The sequence below is a fragment of the Sphingobacterium sp. BIGb0165 genome, assembly GCF_024810095.1.
GTDB lineage: Bacteria > Bacteroidota > Bacteroidia > Sphingobacteriales > Sphingobacteriaceae > Sphingobacterium > Sphingobacterium detergens.
Genome location: NZ_JANUEB010000002.1, coordinates 475,112 through 491,646, shown reverse-complemented (window position 1 = coordinate 491,646; position 16,535 = coordinate 475,112). Strand labels below are relative to the sequence as shown.

Here is a 16,535-nt window from a genome sequence, read left to right as displayed (position 1 = left end):
CTCAAGGTTTTATCTTTTTGGAATCTACTGCAACGAGCTCCTTCTTACCCTTTGCCCCTGACTGCTTCACCTGTGACAGTGAATAACCATTTACGTCATCAAAGACCAGCATGGGTCTATATTCCTTGTCTTTCAATTTCAACACGACCCGGTCAAAATGTATATTTTCCGCATGCCGCACATAGAATCCCCATGCTGGAAGTTCTTTAAATTGCGAAAACTCGGGATAAGCCGCCGCCATCTCCGGAATACTGTCCAGTTCAGCTTTACTCGTCCCCCGATAGGCATAATTTGGATTTGCTCCCCCAGGATAAGTGATTTCTATATTACGGAATGTCACATTGCGAATGGGTGCATCTTTTAGCCCGACAATACTTGATGGTGAGGTATTTCTCGGATTATCCTCAATAGGCCCCTCATAAGGGTAACCGCTATCCGGTTTATCTTTTGCGACTTCCACCTTTACGTTCTGAATCAGAATATTATTGATAGACCCTGTTCTTCCCTTATTCCAACGAGCGCCAATACGCAGGTAAAAGGCATTTCCGGTATTAAATGCAGATAAGCTGTCGACAACAATATCTTCCACAAGTCCACCATCGGGCGTAGCAATCGTCAATGCCGAACGAAAGGTGTCGTATACCTTGTTATTAATGATCCTGATATTCTTATACCCCCCAGCGGATACAGTTCCAAATTTGATTCCATTAGCACTAGAGCGTGCCGTACAGTTTCGGATTTCCACGTCTTCACAGATCTTGGCAGCATCGTGGGATTTTAGGCAGATGGCATCATCCGATGCATCGATAAATGAGTTCAGCAACTTAAAATTACGGCAGTCTACAATATCGATACCGTCATTATTCCAAAACGCTTTGCTGTCAACCGTAATGCTGTCAACAACCGTATTGACACATTGATCATAAACCTGCACCCAATCGGCTGAGTTTCGGATCGTGATACCATGAATACGCACATTTTCACAGGACCGCATATAAATTGCTTTTGGTCTTCTATTCCGTGGACGATCATAATCCAGCGGGTCTTTCAGCACACCACTCTGAATCTGTGCCAACAGATTATAGGCGACCTCCCGACCTTGCCCATCGATAACACCCTTGCCTTTTATCGTCACATTATTCGCCCCATTGGCATAGATCAATGCACAATTAGGCACATCAATATTATAATCGTAAATATTGGTTGAGCCCACCAATATAGCTCCTTCTTCCAATTGGATATGTACATTTTCTTTCATGACAAGTGTACCAGTAAGATAGCGCCCCACATAAAACCGTAAGGTTCCTCCACCTTGCTCGTGAATAAAATCGATCGCCCGTTGAATGGACGTTGTATTGAGTGTTGTTCCATTCGATTTGATGCCAAACAGAGAGGCATTATATTCTTTGGCATTTAAGGTCAACATCCCCCCACATAGGAAGACCATGACCATGATGATATTGATTTTCATATTCTTTCCCTTTTAGATAGATTTTCCATTAGCCAGCCGGCTGTTTTCTTTCGTCAGCCCCTGATTGCCCTCGCTTTCGACCAACGCTTTCTCGATGGCCCTAAAAAAGATATTGGACAGGATTACTTTATTGGAATTTCTAACGTATACGCCAATACCGCCCGGACAGTTGATATCCAGACCCTGGAATGTCACATCTTCACATCGATCGACAAACTGCGCTGCCCCCGGCAGATTCAACTCCATGATACCTTTTACCTGAATCTGCTTGGAGTCTTGCAAATAAATCAGACTGATATCTTCAGGTTGATCTGATAATGTGATGTATCCTTTTTGACGTAATGCTGTTAAGTGGGTTTGCAACAATTGTTGCTGCCCGTCAATAACGCCTTTTCCTTTGATCTGAATATTGGATTGACCAACAGCGCTGATCAGCGCTCTTTTTCCATTCAGGCTACTGTAGTCGAAAACATTGCTGCTCCCCAACAATACAGCCCCTTCATGCAATTCAATGGAAACGTTGGATTTTAAACTAAAAGATCCGGTCAGGTAACGCCCTACATAAAAATGTAATGTTCCGCCGCCTTTTTTGGCGATATAGTCTATGGCATATTGAATGGAACCCGTGTTATTGGTTATTCCATCGGACTTACATCCAAAAAGAGATGCATTGTAATCCTCGGCGAATAACCTAAAACAGCTCGCCCATAAAAAAATTAAAAATAGATACTTTTTCATGATACGCGATCTAATTGGTTTTGACTTCTTTTGACTGATGCAAATGGAAACTATCCTTCAATAATTGTCCATTTAAATAGGATTTAAAATCCCAGACTCCCCCCTCCAGATCATCGGCGACAATGGTCGGACGATAGTCAGTATCCTTTATGCGAAAGGATACGTTTTTCAGATTGATCTGTTTTGCATGACGTATGTATAGTCCCCAGGCTGGCAGTTCCTTGAATTGCGAAAACTCAGGATAAGCATTGGCCATCTCCGGGATCCCATCCAAGGATTTCGGATCCGTACCACGATAAGCATACAGGGCATTTCCACCTCCGGGATAGACCATTTCAATATTTTCAAGGGTGACGTTCTCAATTTTATGATCGGGTAGCCCTATAATGCTTGCCGGCGAAATGTTTCGGGGCATATCTTCGACAGGACCTTCATAGCTATAGCCCAGGTCAGGTTTATTTGCAGGAACCTCGGCATATACATTCCGGATGGTGATATTCTTCATAAAAGGCTTCTTACCTTTGCTCCAACGGTCACCGATACGCAGGAAAATAACGTTTCCGGTATTGATGCTGCGTACGCCATCCACGAGAATGTTTTCGACAAAACCACCATCCACCGCAGCAAAGGTAATGGCGGATCGATAGGTATCGTACACCACCAGATTTTTGACAACAAAATTTCGAAAGCCCCCACGGGATACTGTCCCAAATTTTAAAGCACTCGCACTTGAGCGGGCGGTGCAGTTTTCAACAAGTACATTTTCACAGACAGCATTCGCATCATGGGATTTAAAACAGATGGCATCATCTGCCGCATCAAAAAAACAGTTCCTGATGACCACGTTCTTACAATCCACCACATCGATACCATCATTGTTCCAATACGATTTACTATCTACGTAAATGCCTTCGACATGAAGATCTTCACATTGATCATAAGTCTGGTTCCAGCTTCCTGGATCCCGTAGCGTAATGTCCTTTATCAAAACATTCTTACACTCGCGGAAGTAAATATTTTCCGGGCGGTTCCACTCACGCAGGCGATCGAGTTTCAGTTCATCCTGTACAATTCCTTTATGCACATTCTGAAGCGCGTTCATTGCCGTTTGAAATCCACGGCCATTGATCGTTCCCTTCCCTACGATGCCAATATTGTGTTGCCGGATGGCATAGATCATCGATTGCCAGTTGACCACCGTATCTTTATGATAGTCGAAGGGATTGTTTGACCCCAACAGGTTTGCGCCCTGCTCGAGATGCAAAGTCACATTGGATTTTAAATAAAACGATCCGGTAACATAATTGCCGGGGGTAAAGCGCAATGTTCCCCCACCTTTGTTCGTTATGTAATCAATAGCCGCCTGAATAGAACGTGTATTAAGCGCCTGGCCGTCGCCATTGATACCAAAATCCAGAGCTTTATAATCCTGGGCAACCGCCAATCGAAACGTCAGCGCCTGGATGATAATAAAAAAAATAGGTAATATCTTCATAAGTTAGCTTGTATATAAAGTAACTGGACCGATCAAGCCCATCGATTGCATTTCTTGTTCTCTTCCCTTGCGGTTGACCCAATACTGGGCATTTTCATTGTCCTTGAGTGTTTTCATATAATTCCCCATGGTTGTGGTAATGTGGATTTCGATTTGGTTATCGCCCTGCTCGAGGCTCCCTACGAGATTATGGATCCGTCTTCCATACCATTTTACCCCAAGTGATTTTCCATTGACAAAAACTTCAGAAACACCCGCTACGCGACCTAAATTCAACAGAGCACTGTCCCCCGCTGACCAGGAAAACGAACGCCGATAAATGGCCGTTCCCGAAAACCACATCAAACGCTCATCGTCTTTAAAATCTACTAGACGAGATAGGAGAATTTGCTTCGAACTACCTTCCTGTTTATGCTGCAGATCAACATTCCACTGGGTACTCAAATCCAGCGTATTGTTTCCGCTAGTGGCCAACGGCTGCCAAGTATCCCCCAGGTGATGCTGATCAAACACGAAAAGATAAGCATCTGTAGGACCTAAGTCCAACAACAAACTATTGTCCTTGGATAGTTGTACACGAAAGCGTTTACCACTATCCAAGTCCCACAACCAGCAGGTTTGTTTTTTTATTTCAGGTGCCGTAAACGAAATATTTATGGTGGTACTGTTCAGTCGATGGGCATTCTGTATAAAATAACATTCACTTCCATCATCACGGATATATCGCATCTGCATAACATAGCGGTCTGGCTGATCCATCCGTAAATAATGCGGAAGCTGATACTTCCGCATGAGAAGACGGTACCAGTCCATAAAATTATTGTCTTGCGGCTTTTTAACCGCAATAAAACGATCCGGATAAGATTGTAACCGCTTTAATAGTTGGCGTACTTCTTCATCCTTTTTTATGCGGTCCTGTAGGCCTAAACTTTGCTGTGGGAGCGTTTCTATCGCTATAATACGTCCTCCAGAAGCAACAAATTCGACCAACCTAGACATAGCGGTTGGAGACATCCGTTTGATACCTGGTAGAAACAGCACGCTGTACCGTCTTTTACCATAACAAAGTTTTCCTTTTTCTACTTTGCAGTCATGTAAAATGATTTCGGTGATATAGTCCGCATTCCCCCCATTTTTACTGATGGCCTCCCAAAGCAATGAGGTATAAGGAACGTTCAGTTTCTCAGGGAAAGGATCGGTCTGCACACCGTTTTCCGTCCATAGGTCATAGTTCGCTGGTAAAATCGCCATGTCGGCATAATAATCCCCTTGCTGAAGCTGCGACGAAAGACGGGCTTTATAATCATTCAAATATTTAAAATAAGGCCACCAATTGTTGCGTTCGTTGTAAAAGGAACCATATTGAATCCAGCCTGGAAAAGGCGCTTCCAGTGGCGAATAATTGAATCCATGCCAGACGGAATGTGTAATACCGGACAAGGCACTCTGATCGGAACCCAACTTAAGTAGCTCCAGCGGCGTATTAAAAACAAGGTAGGTATTGGTCATTTCCTCACAGCTGACAAGCCGTTTTCCTTTGAGATGTGCTGCCGAAGAAACATACTTATCGATCATGGTATAGCCACGCCCCCGACGGTAGTCCTCGTCAGACATCTCCTCCCCCAGCTTGTGGCGCAAGTAGTTTGTCGTCCATGATTCTCCTTCTGGAATATCATACTCCAGACTGCTCTCCAGTGGAAAAAATCCTCGCCCATAGGCTTGCGCCCGTGACTTAACTCCAAGTGAACGACACCAATTGACATAGGTATCGGTAAAACGTTCTTTTAACAAGCATGCTTTGGTAAATTCATAATCAAAACGTACACGGCTCAAGAGCTCGCTGAGCTCTTTGCTTTTCTTGGCACCATAATTTTCATCCACAACAGCGCCCAACCGTCCCACTTTAAATAAGATAAAGGGTAAATAAGGCATCAGATCATAGCCTCGCCGACGTTCAAATTCGACAGCAAAATCGTCACACCAATTACATCCCTCCAGCTCCATACTGTCAGTAAACAGCGCGCGCACATAATCTTTTAGTGGGCCGATCTGCTCCTGCATACGGGTAGACATCCGATCCAAATAACGGGTTACTGTCTGCTTATCCATATGATTTAGAATGGATCCGGCAGCCCCGGGTGCGCCATTGATAACTGATGCAAATGCCTTAAATTTTACCAGGACATATAAGACGTAATTACCTGTGGGAACATCAATCTCAATTTTATCCGCACTGATCCTGTCCGTATAATCGATCACTTCAGCCATTGATTCCATGGGATCTTTGACCAGTTTGACTGACAGGATCTCTGGGTTCCGTAACGGATTCTTATCCGTCACCGCGGGATCGATCATATTGAAAATATGGTAGGGTCTGACCCCATAACGTGTAGGCCCTTCAATGGATTCACAATGAACCAGTACAACTTGGGCAGTCTCTTCTTCTTTCAGGTCTTCGGAACCAAAGGGCCAACCGGATCCCACAATAAGGTCGGCAGTCAGTCCGATTTTCTTGCTCTCCGTAGCTGCATACTGCACCATATCAATCCATTCTGGACTCAGCCATTTCAGCGAGGGAATCCCTAGGTCATCTGTTCGCTTGGGAAAAGAAATGGGATTGATCTCCACCCCACCTATCCCCGCCTCTTTGAGTAACAGCAGTTCGCGACGCAATTCACTCTTGTTGACCTTATTTCCATTCCACCACCAACGCACAAAAGGCCTATTGCCCGTTGAGGGAGACTGAAACAAGTTAAAATAATGGTCTTTATCCGCATAACTCTCGCTACTGAAAGCCCTTAAATTCTTGGCAAGAAAAAAGGAGGCTCCAAGTAAACTGCTCTGCTGTAAAAATAGTCTTCGCTTCATAATATAGAGTTTAGGTGATGAGATGCTTGGACAAGTATCTCTTCATCCAAAGATTTTGCTGCCATTGCCGTTCATTGTCCCGTTCGCGATTTCCAGACGAAATAAGATAGGGCGGCGGACCGAATTCGGTCGTTATGGTCAAGCAGGATTTGCTTTTATTCAGGTTTATCCATTGTTGCCAAAGAGCTATGTGGAGCGTAATAATATCGCGGTATATCTTCTTTCTGACATCGGGGACCTGCGGTCCCTGTGTATACCCGACCCGTGCATGTATATGTCTCACCTGCGGCAAGATGCGAGCCAGCTCCTCCGGGCGATCTTCCAGCAAACTTTCCGAAACACAAAACCAATGGGAAATATCCAAGGTAAGCTTCAGATCCGGATAGCTTTCCAGCATTGGTATCACAGTATGCAAGCCATAACTCCACTTATTACGGTGGGTTTCCTGAAAAATTTCGAGTCCATACTGCTTTTCGATTCTTTCACATAAGCGCAAACCTTGTAGGACATCGACAGGAGAAAAGTATTCCCGTCCCATCTGTACCGAAATAAATTCAGGCGCAGAAAACACTTGCGTCAACTTCCCATAAAAGGCAAGTTGTTCCTCCAATAGTTTAAAATAAGCCTCTGTTGTGTCAAAGTTTTGCAGCACACAGGTAACAATGCTATATCTTAATTTATACTTGCTTAGCAATTGCAGCACCGATGTCGGGTCTATGTTTTCTCCGAAAGGAAACCACTCTACCCCAGCATACCCCGCCGCCTGAACACGTTCGAGGAAATCTGCCCAAGGAATATGCTCGCTCCCCCATCTCGGATAAAAGAAATCCAGTTTTACCATGCTGTATGGTAGATTAGCGGATTTTGTTCATCATTGTTTAATAGGTCACCCACTTGTAATGTCGCCCGATAATCATCCGGTAGGATATTTGCCTGTCCATTGTAGACATTTCCATCGGGCATATATGCACAGGTCATGGCCCGTCTAAATCCATTGGTCATATTGGGTCCGGCCCCATGGATTGTCAATCCATTGTGAAAGGTGCAACTGCCCGCTTTTAGCGGTGTTGCCACTGGATTTACCTTTGCCATTTGCGGGTAATGTTCAAAAATTGTCCCCATATTCTTTCCAATGCCCAGATTTTCAAATCCCGTTTGTTTATACGACCGGGGAACGAAATACATGCATCCATTTTCTAGTGTCGAATCATCCAAGGCAATCCATATTGAAAGTGCCTTGCGATCTGAAAAGGACCAAAAAGGTGTATCGAGGTGCCAAGCTGTGGGATTCGCAAAGGGGCGCTTAAAGAGCGCCTGATCATGCCAGATGCGGATACCATCAACGCCAGCAAGTTTCGCCGCCATCTCACCGATACGCTTATCCACCATCAGCTCCTTTACCTGATCGCTCGTCTGCCAGAGGTTCAATAATTGGTCAAATACTTTTCCGAAATAATCGGCATCTTTATTAATACCATCATCTTCCCCTACTTTTGCTTCCTTTCCGGGCATCTTCTTTCCGGCACGTTGCTCCACCGCATCGAAAACAATTCTTTGCCATGTTGCCAACTCTTCCGCGTCCAGAAAATCTGCTATAACGATGTAACCATTCTCTTGGTAAAATGCGATCTGTTCTTCGGTCAATTGGTTCTTCATATCATTAAATTTTAGGTTTTATGGAATTATATTCAGCTACTTGAAAATACGCAAGATTGAACGAAATTGTATCCTGAACTATCCTGTAAATAATCAGTACAGTTTGCATGCCCCAATGACAAGATCATGCAAGTGTCTGATTATATAAGCTTCATTGTCCCATTTTGATTTATTTAGTTTTGCACCATTTTATTGTTGTACAACATTTCATCCAATGGAATTTGTAAGGTCATTTTATTAACAGGATAGCTAGATTTATCCACGTGCGTAGGTGATGCAGCACGGTTGATAGCGATATTCCAGCGTTTGTTGTTATAAAATTCACGTCCCCCTTCACCCCAGAGTTCTAACCTTGTTTGAAACTGTACCATCTCCAAGGCCGAAAGACCTTGCATTGAGGTATAGTTGTCGCAGGTCAATGGCGTTGTTCCAGATTTTGTGCGTGCAGCCAACAATGTATTGAGTGTTTGTTTCGCCCCCTGATCATCCTTATTCTGCGCTTGGGCCTCCGCTTTCATCAGTAGGATTTCCGAACTGCGCATATAGTAACAGCTCACACGACCGACATTCTTTTTGTCATCACTGCCCAAACCGTGGGTAGCGGCAAATTTGAGATTCGTATACAAGGGTATTGTCCGTTTATCGCCATTTGTTGGATAAGTGTAATCACCCCAATCTGAGGCCATAAAACAATTTACACGGTAGTCACGATTGTCTATTTGGGCATATAAACGGTTATCTATACGTTGAAACCCTTGGCCAATTCCTCCATTGCCTTCAGCAAAACAGTTCATCCACCAGTTATGCACCGTTACCGCCTCACCCAGTGCAAAACCAAAGAGTACTTCAGGATTGATGCTAATATTGAGAAAACCATTCTGCTCCGGCCTCATTTCAGGAGCGGCCTGTGTCCCTTTGTTGGTGGCACCGTACATGGCCTGGCTCATCAAGGTTGGGTACTTGCTCAGAATTTCATTGCTGGCACTGATGGTAGTATTCCAATCGCCAGTCCATAGCGACACCTTAGCCAACATAAAATTGGCTACACCAAGATCAAAGTCAGAGGGATCTGCTGTAAAACCAATCCCTGCCTCTTTAAAGAGTCGAATAGCCTCATTGATGTCATTTTTAATGAAGGCATACGTTTCGTCCGCTGTGGATCGGGCCTTGCTTTCCTGAACGGGAGAATAAGTATCATAGAGCGGCATGCCCAACTTGCTCTTCCCCCCCTGTTGATAGGCATTCTGATAGTTTTCCATCAAATAGTTATAGGCATAAGCACGTAAGATCAACCCGCGGCCTTTATATTCTTGCAGTTTTTTATTGGTGCCAACTGTTGTCGGATTAAGATAATTCAGCATTTTGTTGGCTGTATTAACCATGTTCCAGGCATAGTTCCAATAGGGTGTATTTTTGTCGGAGGCATCAGAAATAAAATCCAGCAGATTGTATTCATCCGAACCAAAAATATTTAACAACCGATTTCCAAGGACAATATCATTCCCTTCCAGATTACGCATCACATCAAATCCCTGGTTACTGCCATAACGTGATTCGGAGGACAGTGCCCCAAAATTGATCAATTTAGGCATATTGTTGGCCATACCACCAAGCACCGCCTGGATTTTCTTTTCGTCGCCACTTTCGAGCAGCTTCCGGATCTGTTCATCCGTAATACTATTTGGCGGAGCAATATCCAGATCCTTGCTACAAGAAAACAATAATGTCACAGCCAATGCACATAAAAATATCTTTTTCATCTGTATAATTTTTTTATTCATTAGTCAATTTTCCCTTTAAGGCATTATTCATAAGTATTTATTTTCAATGGTATTCATGAGCTCGTTTCACTCGGTTCATGCTGCCTTCGGCGGTTTCAGTTGTGATGAAGCTATCCGATTTATTCATCGAGTGTATGTTTTACGCGGCATTCATGAGCTCGCTTTGCTCGGTTTGAATAAATCATGATGATTTCATAATCGAATTCATTTTAACATTAAAACTCCAGACTTACACCACCTGAGAATGTCCGCATAGTAGGATAAGAATAAGCCGCCACTTCAAATCCACCCACCAGTGATTGACGTGGATCGATTCCCGAATGGGCCGTTTTCATAAAAAGATTATCCCCTGAAGCAAATATTCTAAGTTTCTTGATCTTCATTTTTGCAAGTACATTTTCCGGCAAGGTATACCCAATAGTGATATTCTTAAAATTAAGGTACGAAGCACTAAACAGCCCTAGATCGCTGTACAACCAGCTCCCCGTGGTAGCACCATTACCATAAGTATTACCATACATCACCATGGGGAATTTTGCACCGGTATTATTTGGTGTCCATGTGTTACCAATAAGTTCTGAAGAGAGCGCTTTACCGGGATCCTCACTCACATACAGGTTGTTTCCATATTCTGTACTGAAAAACTTTCCTCCCAACTGATAAGCCAAAGCAAGATATAGGTCAAAGTTCTTATAGCGTAAAGAAGTGCTAAATCCGCCTATCCATTTGGGAAGCGCACTTCCCATTTCATATCGGCTTGCTTTTGAATAGTCTGTAGTTGTCAGACTCTCGCCCTCTTTATATCCGGGATATGTACCTGCATCGACATCGGCTTTGGTGACCTGATGGTAAAATAGCGGTAAGCCCGTAGTCTGGTCAACGCCACCATATTTTAGCATATAAAGGTTAAAGAAATCTTTATTCACCCCACGCAAGTAAGTGATATTTGCGACGGCACTGGTCCCCGCAGCTGCCCAGGCATCTGTACCTGCGGTCCAATTCCCGCCCAATGCATCTGAACCAACACCGCTGGGTACCGCTTTTAATTTTGTTGTATAATGTGTTCCGTTAGTGGACACAGTCCAATTGAAATCCGGCTTCTTAATGATGTCAACAGAGAGATCAATTTCAAATCCCTTGTTACCTATTTTTGCCGAATTCGTTGCGATCGAAGACTGTCCTTTTGAAATGGCTATTGGTTGGTTCCAAATGGCATTCACTGTAACACGATTATAATAATCAAGCGATCCACGTATGCGTCCAAGGAAGCTAAAATCAATACCCGCATCCATCGTATGGATATTTTCCCAAGTCAATTGATCATTAACATAGGCATTTTGATTTAGTGTAATATTAGCAGGTATGCCAGTTCCGTTTGTGGTCTGGGTGTAGGTGGCTGAATAACTCCAGGTCTGATACCCCGAATAATTGGAGATACCATTCTGGTTTCCGATCACCCCATAGCTGCCCCGTATTTTCAGGAGATCAATCCAGTTTTTGGCATTTTGCATAAACGGTTCGCTATCAATGCGCCAACCTCCGCCAACGGACCAGAAAGTACCCCAACGTTTGTCTTTCAGTTTGAACTTCGACGATCCATCCCGACGTACGGATCCCTGGAAAAAGTACCTGTCATTGTAGTTATAGTTGATTCTAGAAAAATAACTTTCCATAGTTCGTTTGTCCTCGCCGCCTCCGGGATTAGGGAAGGTACCACCATCATAACGCCCTACAAAATTGATATATGATGGAAATTCATCAATCAATGCATAAGATGAGCGGTAGTTGAGTTGCTCGTTTTTGAACGAATCATATTCATGGCCCAGGAGTCCCTCCAGATTATGCAAGCCAATTGTTTTTGAATAATTAAGCAATTGTTGAAGATTCAGGATCGTTGTATTGGATGCTGTTTTACCAAAAGCACCTATACCAGCAGCCTGCCCTGATTCGCTATTCCAATAGCGGGTGCGCATTTCGTTGAACTTGTCCATCGAAACATTCGCTGTAAATGTAAAATCATTGAGAAATTTAGCCTGTCCATACACCCGTGTTGTCCAGTCATCAGATACGCGTCGATCCAGATCATTGTCTAATACTGTCAACACATTCGTCGATGAAAGCGCTGCTGAGGTCAGACCAAGTGGAGAATAGGTATCTCCCGCAAGTACATGCACTTTATTTTCTCCATTTTCATTAATCAATGCGCCATTCTGATCACGTGCATACAGCTGAACCAAGGGGTTTTGCCCATTTATAAAACGAAATACATTTGCTGTTGAGCTACCTGGATTCCGTCCAAAGCGCGTCGCTGGCGATTGGGTGGTCCGATTGGAATAACCAATGTTAGCGCCTAGTTTCAACCAGGTATTAACCTGCGCATCAAAATTGGCACGACCGTTATAGCGCTTAAAAGAAGAACCTCGGATGTAGGAAGGATCCTCAAGGTATCCACCAGAAAGAAAGTAACTTACTTTCTCATTACCACCAGAAGCCGACAGGTCATAATCCTGCCGCAGTCTATTCTCCAGCAAGTAATCGTCATAACGATCGCTAAAAAGCAGACGCGCATTGGGATTTAATTTACCATCCGTATTCACGAGATAAGAACCACTCATGGTTGAACTCGCATCTGCACCCGTACCAGACGGCGTATAAACAGCTCCTGGAACATCATATAACATCCAGTTTCCTAAGCTGTTTCGCTGAAATTTAGTAGTTGATCCGATATAATCAAACAGGTGGGCACTTGCAAATTCTGCGGCCTGTTCATGAGACATATTGGGATTCTGTACATTGGTGGTATATCTTTTTGATATCCCTGTACCGTCCACACCATAACGTGCTGAATTATAAATCGAAAGCCAGGCAAATTCGTAAATATCTTTTGGATCAGAGATCTTGTCAAACTGGTAGGGGCCTACCTGATTGACGCCTAATTTACCTTCAAATGAAATCCGTGTTTTACCGGACATCCCTTTCTTTGTTGTCACCAAAACCACACCGTTTGCTCCCCGCGCACCATATAGCGCTGTTGATGCAGCATCTTTCAAGACAGATATACTTTGTATATCCTTTGGATTTAATGTTGCTAGTGGATTATCATTTTGCGCAGGCACACCGTCGATCACAACGAGTGCATTTGACGTATTCTGACTGGCCGAGCCGATACCACGCACCCGAATCCCCATGTCTATCCCCGGTTGACCGTCTACCGCTGAAACCTGTATACCAGGTGCGGCTCCTTCCAGCGCTCGGCTGACGGTAGAATTGGATTGCATGTTTAATGCCCTATTATCGATCGTTGATACAGATCCCGTTAGGTCTTTCTTTTTAGCTTCCCCATAAGCTACCACCACAACTTCATCCAGTATCGTATTATCCTCCTGTAGTTCGACACGAAGCGGGGTACCGACAATACCTTCAACACTTTTGGTCATGTACCCCACATATTGGACTGAAAGAACAACCTTGTTGTTACTTACGGACAGGGTAAAATCACCATTTTCATTTGTTGAACTGGCATTTTTACCGCCGACTTCTTTAACCGAGACACCGACAATGGGCTGGCCGCTCTTGCTATTGACCACATGACCTTGAATAGTTTTCGCGATCTGGGCAATTAACGTAAACGGCATCCCCATCAGCATTGTCACGCAAAGAACTAATGAGTAATGTTTTAATTTACTTTCCATTCTGATTAGAGGTTTAATTAATTTTGGTTTAATTTGTTCGTAATTCTATATCGAAGTAATAGAAAACAAACTGAATAGCCATACCGTACTATCCTGTTCTAAAATGATTTACGAAATATTGTGCGACGTAAATAATTTCAATTCCAATAAATTGGTTGGTATGGTAGATGTATTCCAATGTTGATGCATAAGCAGTGCTGCACCCAAGGCTGTCGCTTGGGGCATCGTTGCCGCAAACACCTCAATATCCAGAAACTCGCGGGCCATTAGGCTCATATATATGGGGTTTTTACTAAATCCGCCATCAACGAATATCCGGGATACAGCTGTGCCCTTCAATACTAATCTGGTTGCAGCAACTTGTGCTTTCACCAAATGAAATAACAGGCTGTGATAGGCTATTTCATAATTGTCATAACGCTGTAAGTCTATTTTTTCAAAAGACTTTAATTCACTGTCATGATCTTCAGCTTCCAAATAGGTAATAATGCCCCAGTCAATTTCCATTAATCTGAATTTGGCTGTTGTTACCTGATAGAAATCCGCAATACGTTTTGATTGTATTTCATGTTCATAACCAGCAAATAAGCGCGATGCCTTTACCGGCTTACCCAAATAAGACAAATAGAATAAGCAGTCCTGTTGAAGTTCGCTCATCGTCAATCTGGTTTCATTGAAGGGATTCAGGGAAATACACCAGGTCCCGGTTGAAATTAAGACGAAGGGTTCCTGGAAGAACAGAAGATAGGGGATCAATGCCGCCGAGCTGTCATGCAAGCCCACACCTACCAAATAAGATTTTCCTAAGAACGTACTTTCAAATGCCGTATCGCCAGAAAATATCTTCGGAAAAACATTGACCAGTCCCTCATCATCCACCCATTGGTGATAATTATTTTTATTGAAATCCCAAAGTGCAGTATGACAACCTATGCTGGTCAAGTCCGCACAAAGTTGGCCCGAAACCAAGAAGCTTAAATACTGAGGCAGATGCATCGCATGGGCAATATGCCGAAACAAATCAGGTCGCTCACGTTTAAGGCGCAAGAGCTGCAAACCGGAATTAAGACTTCCTAATGGTGGGGATGCAGTCTCTAAGGCAAAAACGGTCTCTCCACCATAGGTATTGTAGAGTTGTTGTTGAATAGCAAATGGAAATTCCTTAAGGTAATTATACAGGGGAGTTAAAGGTTTCCCATCGACATCAACATACACCAGGCTGGCGCCATACGACGCAAAATTAATTGCACGGATATCAAATTCATGCTTACGTAGCACCTCATGTAAGGCATCAAATATAGATAGACGCAGACTCTCCAAATTTTCGCAGGGGTCACCATCTTCGTCTACAGTTTCCATAAATCGAGCAGAACGCTCCCAGACTACTTGATAATTTTGATCAAATAAGAGTAGTTTTTTATTTGTTTTTCCAACATCAAATACGGCAACGACAGGTATAGGTTTATTTTCCATGTCGGCTGTCATTTAAAGACCTGTCGCTACACTATTCCGTCCTCTCTCTTCTACCAGTTTTTCCCGTACTCCCAATGTTCTAAATAAACTTATCGGATCGAGTGCAGCACCAGCGCGCAAGCGGGCTTCGGCTAGCAGCGGCCTCACATCTGTACGAAAAGCCTGTTGTAAAATCTCCTGGGCGGCAACAACATCATTTTGAGTTTGAGCCTCCCGAAGGGACTTCCGGTCGATCAATAAGGCCTGTGCATAGGCGATTTTAATGGCTTCCACAGATTGTAATAGATCCACCAAAGGGTCCTTCAGGTTATGCGAAGCATCAATCATCCATCCCAATCCCGAATCATGGGCCATCCCTTTTTCATCCATGCCATCAATCAGTTCACTGAAAATCAAAAACAGCTGGTAAGGTTTCATACACCCTGCGGTGAGGTCATCATCGCCATACTTGCTATCATTGAAATGAAAGCCGCCCAATTTACCTTCCATCAACAATAGGGAGACAATCTGTTCAATATTTGCATTGGGAAGATGATGTCCCAGATCAACCAGGGTGAATGCTTTGGGTCCAAGCTTATTTGTCAACAAGAGCGATTGTCCCCAGTCGCCAATGGTTGTCGAATAAAAGTAAGGTTCGAAAGCCTTGTATTCAACAAATAACTTCCAGTCCTCCGGCAGATGACGATAGATTTCCTGCAGACTGGAAAGTGTATGCTGAAATGCCTGACGAAAATTCAACTGTCCGGGAAATGATGAACCATCAGCTAGCCAAACCGATAAACATTTTGATCCAAGCTCTTCGCCATAACGTATTACTTCGATATTATGGTCAATAGCCTGCTGGCGAACAGCTGGGTCAACATGGTGCAATGATCCAAACTTATAGCTGTGTTGCTGCCCCTGTTGATCTTGAAATGTATTTGAATTCATCGCGTCAAAGTGGATGCCCAAACCACTGGCATATTGTTTTAATCTGTTTGCATCCTTGGGGATATCCCAGGGGATGTGCAAAGAAATTGCATCACTCGACCTATTCAATGCATGGAGCAAGCCCACGTCTTCAATTTTTTGTTCTAATGTGGCGGGCTCACCAGCGCCAGAGAAACGTCCAAAACGTGTACCTCCGGTCCCCAGTGCCCAACTGGGAATCGCGATCTGAAATTTTTGTAGTTTTTCTAAGATGTCTTCGACTTGTGGGATTTCATGAGAAACAAAGTCAAAGGCACGCCGATGTTTCCCCCGGAGCCGGTCATTATGTACTTCAATAGCACATGGGTCTAAAATCATAATAATTGCGTTTTCGGTTTATTTAAAATAGGGTACTGAGTTTCCTTTAGTACAGAAACTCAATACCGAAGATA

Annotated in this window: 10 protein-coding genes; all 10 read right to left on the bottom strand. The window is 43.6% G+C overall.

Annotated elements, in window-relative coordinates; all coding sequences use genetic code 11:
- Position 1: 1 nt before the first annotated feature.
- The gene (locus M2408_RS05730; RefSeq protein WP_259180109.1) at positions 2 to 1,471 is read right to left on the bottom strand and encodes a glycoside hydrolase family 28 protein; all 1,470 of its coding nucleotides are present in this window, start codon (positions 1,469 to 1,471) and stop codon (positions 2 to 4) included.
- 12 nt (positions 1,472 to 1,483) lie between these two features.
- Positions 1,484 to 2,209, bottom strand: coding sequence for a glycosyl hydrolase family 28 protein (locus M2408_RS05725; RefSeq protein ID WP_259180107.1), 726 nt, complete (start codon positions 2,207 to 2,209; stop codon positions 1,484 to 1,486).
- 10 nt (positions 2,210 to 2,219) lie between these two features.
- Entirely contained in the window at positions 2,220 to 3,704 is a 1,485-nt protein-coding gene (locus M2408_RS05720; RefSeq protein WP_259180103.1) for a glycoside hydrolase family 28 protein, read from the bottom strand.
- A 3-nt stretch (positions 3,705 to 3,707) separates the two neighbouring features.
- A complete protein-coding gene (locus tag M2408_RS05715) occupies positions 3,708 to 6,572 on the bottom strand; it encodes a glycosyl hydrolase (protein WP_259180101.1) in 2,865 nt (954 codons plus the stop codon).
- A gap of 10 nt (positions 6,573 to 6,582) precedes the next feature.
- On the bottom strand, positions 6,583 to 7,413 hold the full coding sequence (locus M2408_RS05710) for a sugar phosphate isomerase/epimerase (protein ID WP_259180099.1): 831 nt from the start codon (positions 7,411 to 7,413) through the stop codon (positions 6,583 to 6,585).
- Positions 7,407 to 8,228, bottom strand: coding sequence for a phytanoyl-CoA dioxygenase family protein (locus tag M2408_RS05705; RefSeq protein ID WP_259180097.1), 822 nt, complete (start codon positions 8,226 to 8,228; stop codon positions 7,407 to 7,409). Before M2408_RS05705 ends, M2408_RS05710 begins: the two co-directional genes overlap by 7 nt.
- Positions 8,229 to 8,401: 173 nt before the next feature.
- Positions 8,402 to 9,988: a RagB/SusD family nutrient uptake outer membrane protein gene (locus M2408_RS05700; RefSeq protein WP_259180095.1), complete on the bottom strand. Its 1,587-nt coding sequence runs from the start codon at positions 9,986 to 9,988 to the stop codon at positions 8,402 to 8,404.
- Between the two features lie 236 nt (positions 9,989 to 10,224).
- Positions 10,225 to 13,701: a SusC/RagA family TonB-linked outer membrane protein gene (locus M2408_RS05695; protein ID WP_259180091.1), complete on the bottom strand. Its 3,477-nt coding sequence runs from the start codon at positions 13,699 to 13,701 to the stop codon at positions 10,225 to 10,227.
- Positions 13,702 to 13,809: 108 nt separating this feature from the next.
- The gene (locus tag M2408_RS05690; RefSeq protein WP_259180089.1) at positions 13,810 to 15,174 is read right to left on the bottom strand and encodes an FGGY-family carbohydrate kinase; all 1,365 of its coding nucleotides are present in this window, start codon (positions 15,172 to 15,174) and stop codon (positions 13,810 to 13,812) included.
- A gap of 12 nt (positions 15,175 to 15,186) precedes the next feature.
- A complete protein-coding gene (locus M2408_RS05685; RefSeq protein WP_259180087.1) occupies positions 15,187 to 16,461 on the bottom strand; it encodes a TIM barrel protein in 1,275 nt (424 codons plus the stop codon).
- Positions 16,462 to 16,535 lie beyond the last annotated feature (74 nt).

What these genes read in the sequence shown, in the direction of transcription:
- M2408_RS05695 (WP_259180091.1), bottom strand. Translation starts at nt 13,701, where the DNA reads ATGGAAAGTAAATTAAAACATTACTCATTAGTTCTTTGCGTGACAATG.
- M2408_RS05730 (WP_259180109.1), bottom strand. Translation starts at nt 1,471, where the DNA reads ATGAAAATCAATATCATCATGGTCATGGTCTTCCTATGTGGGGGGATG.
- M2408_RS05690 (WP_259180089.1), bottom strand. Translation starts at nt 15,174, where the DNA reads ATGGAAAATAAACCTATACCTGTCGTTGCCGTATTTGATGTTGGAAAA.
- M2408_RS05720 (WP_259180103.1), bottom strand. Translation starts at nt 3,704, where the DNA reads ATGAAGATATTACCTATTTTTTTTATTATCATCCAGGCGCTGACGTTT.
- M2408_RS05700 (WP_259180095.1), bottom strand. Translation starts at nt 9,988, where the DNA reads ATGAAAAAGATATTTTTATGTGCATTGGCTGTGACATTATTGTTTTCT.
- M2408_RS05705 (WP_259180097.1), bottom strand. Translation starts at nt 8,228, where the DNA reads ATGAAGAACCAATTGACCGAAGAACAGATCGCATTTTACCAAGAGAAT.
- M2408_RS05710 (WP_259180099.1), bottom strand. Translation starts at nt 7,413, where the DNA reads ATGGTAAAACTGGATTTCTTTTATCCGAGATGGGGGAGCGAGCATATT.
- M2408_RS05715 (WP_259180101.1), bottom strand. Translation starts at nt 6,572, where the DNA reads ATGAAGCGAAGACTATTTTTACAGCAGAGCAGTTTACTTGGAGCCTCC.
- M2408_RS05725 (WP_259180107.1), bottom strand. Translation starts at nt 2,209, where the DNA reads ATGAAAAAGTATCTATTTTTAATTTTTTTATGGGCGAGCTGTTTTAGG.
- M2408_RS05685 (WP_259180087.1), bottom strand. Translation starts at nt 16,461, where the DNA reads ATGATTTTAGACCCATGTGCTATTGAAGTACATAATGACCGGCTCCGG.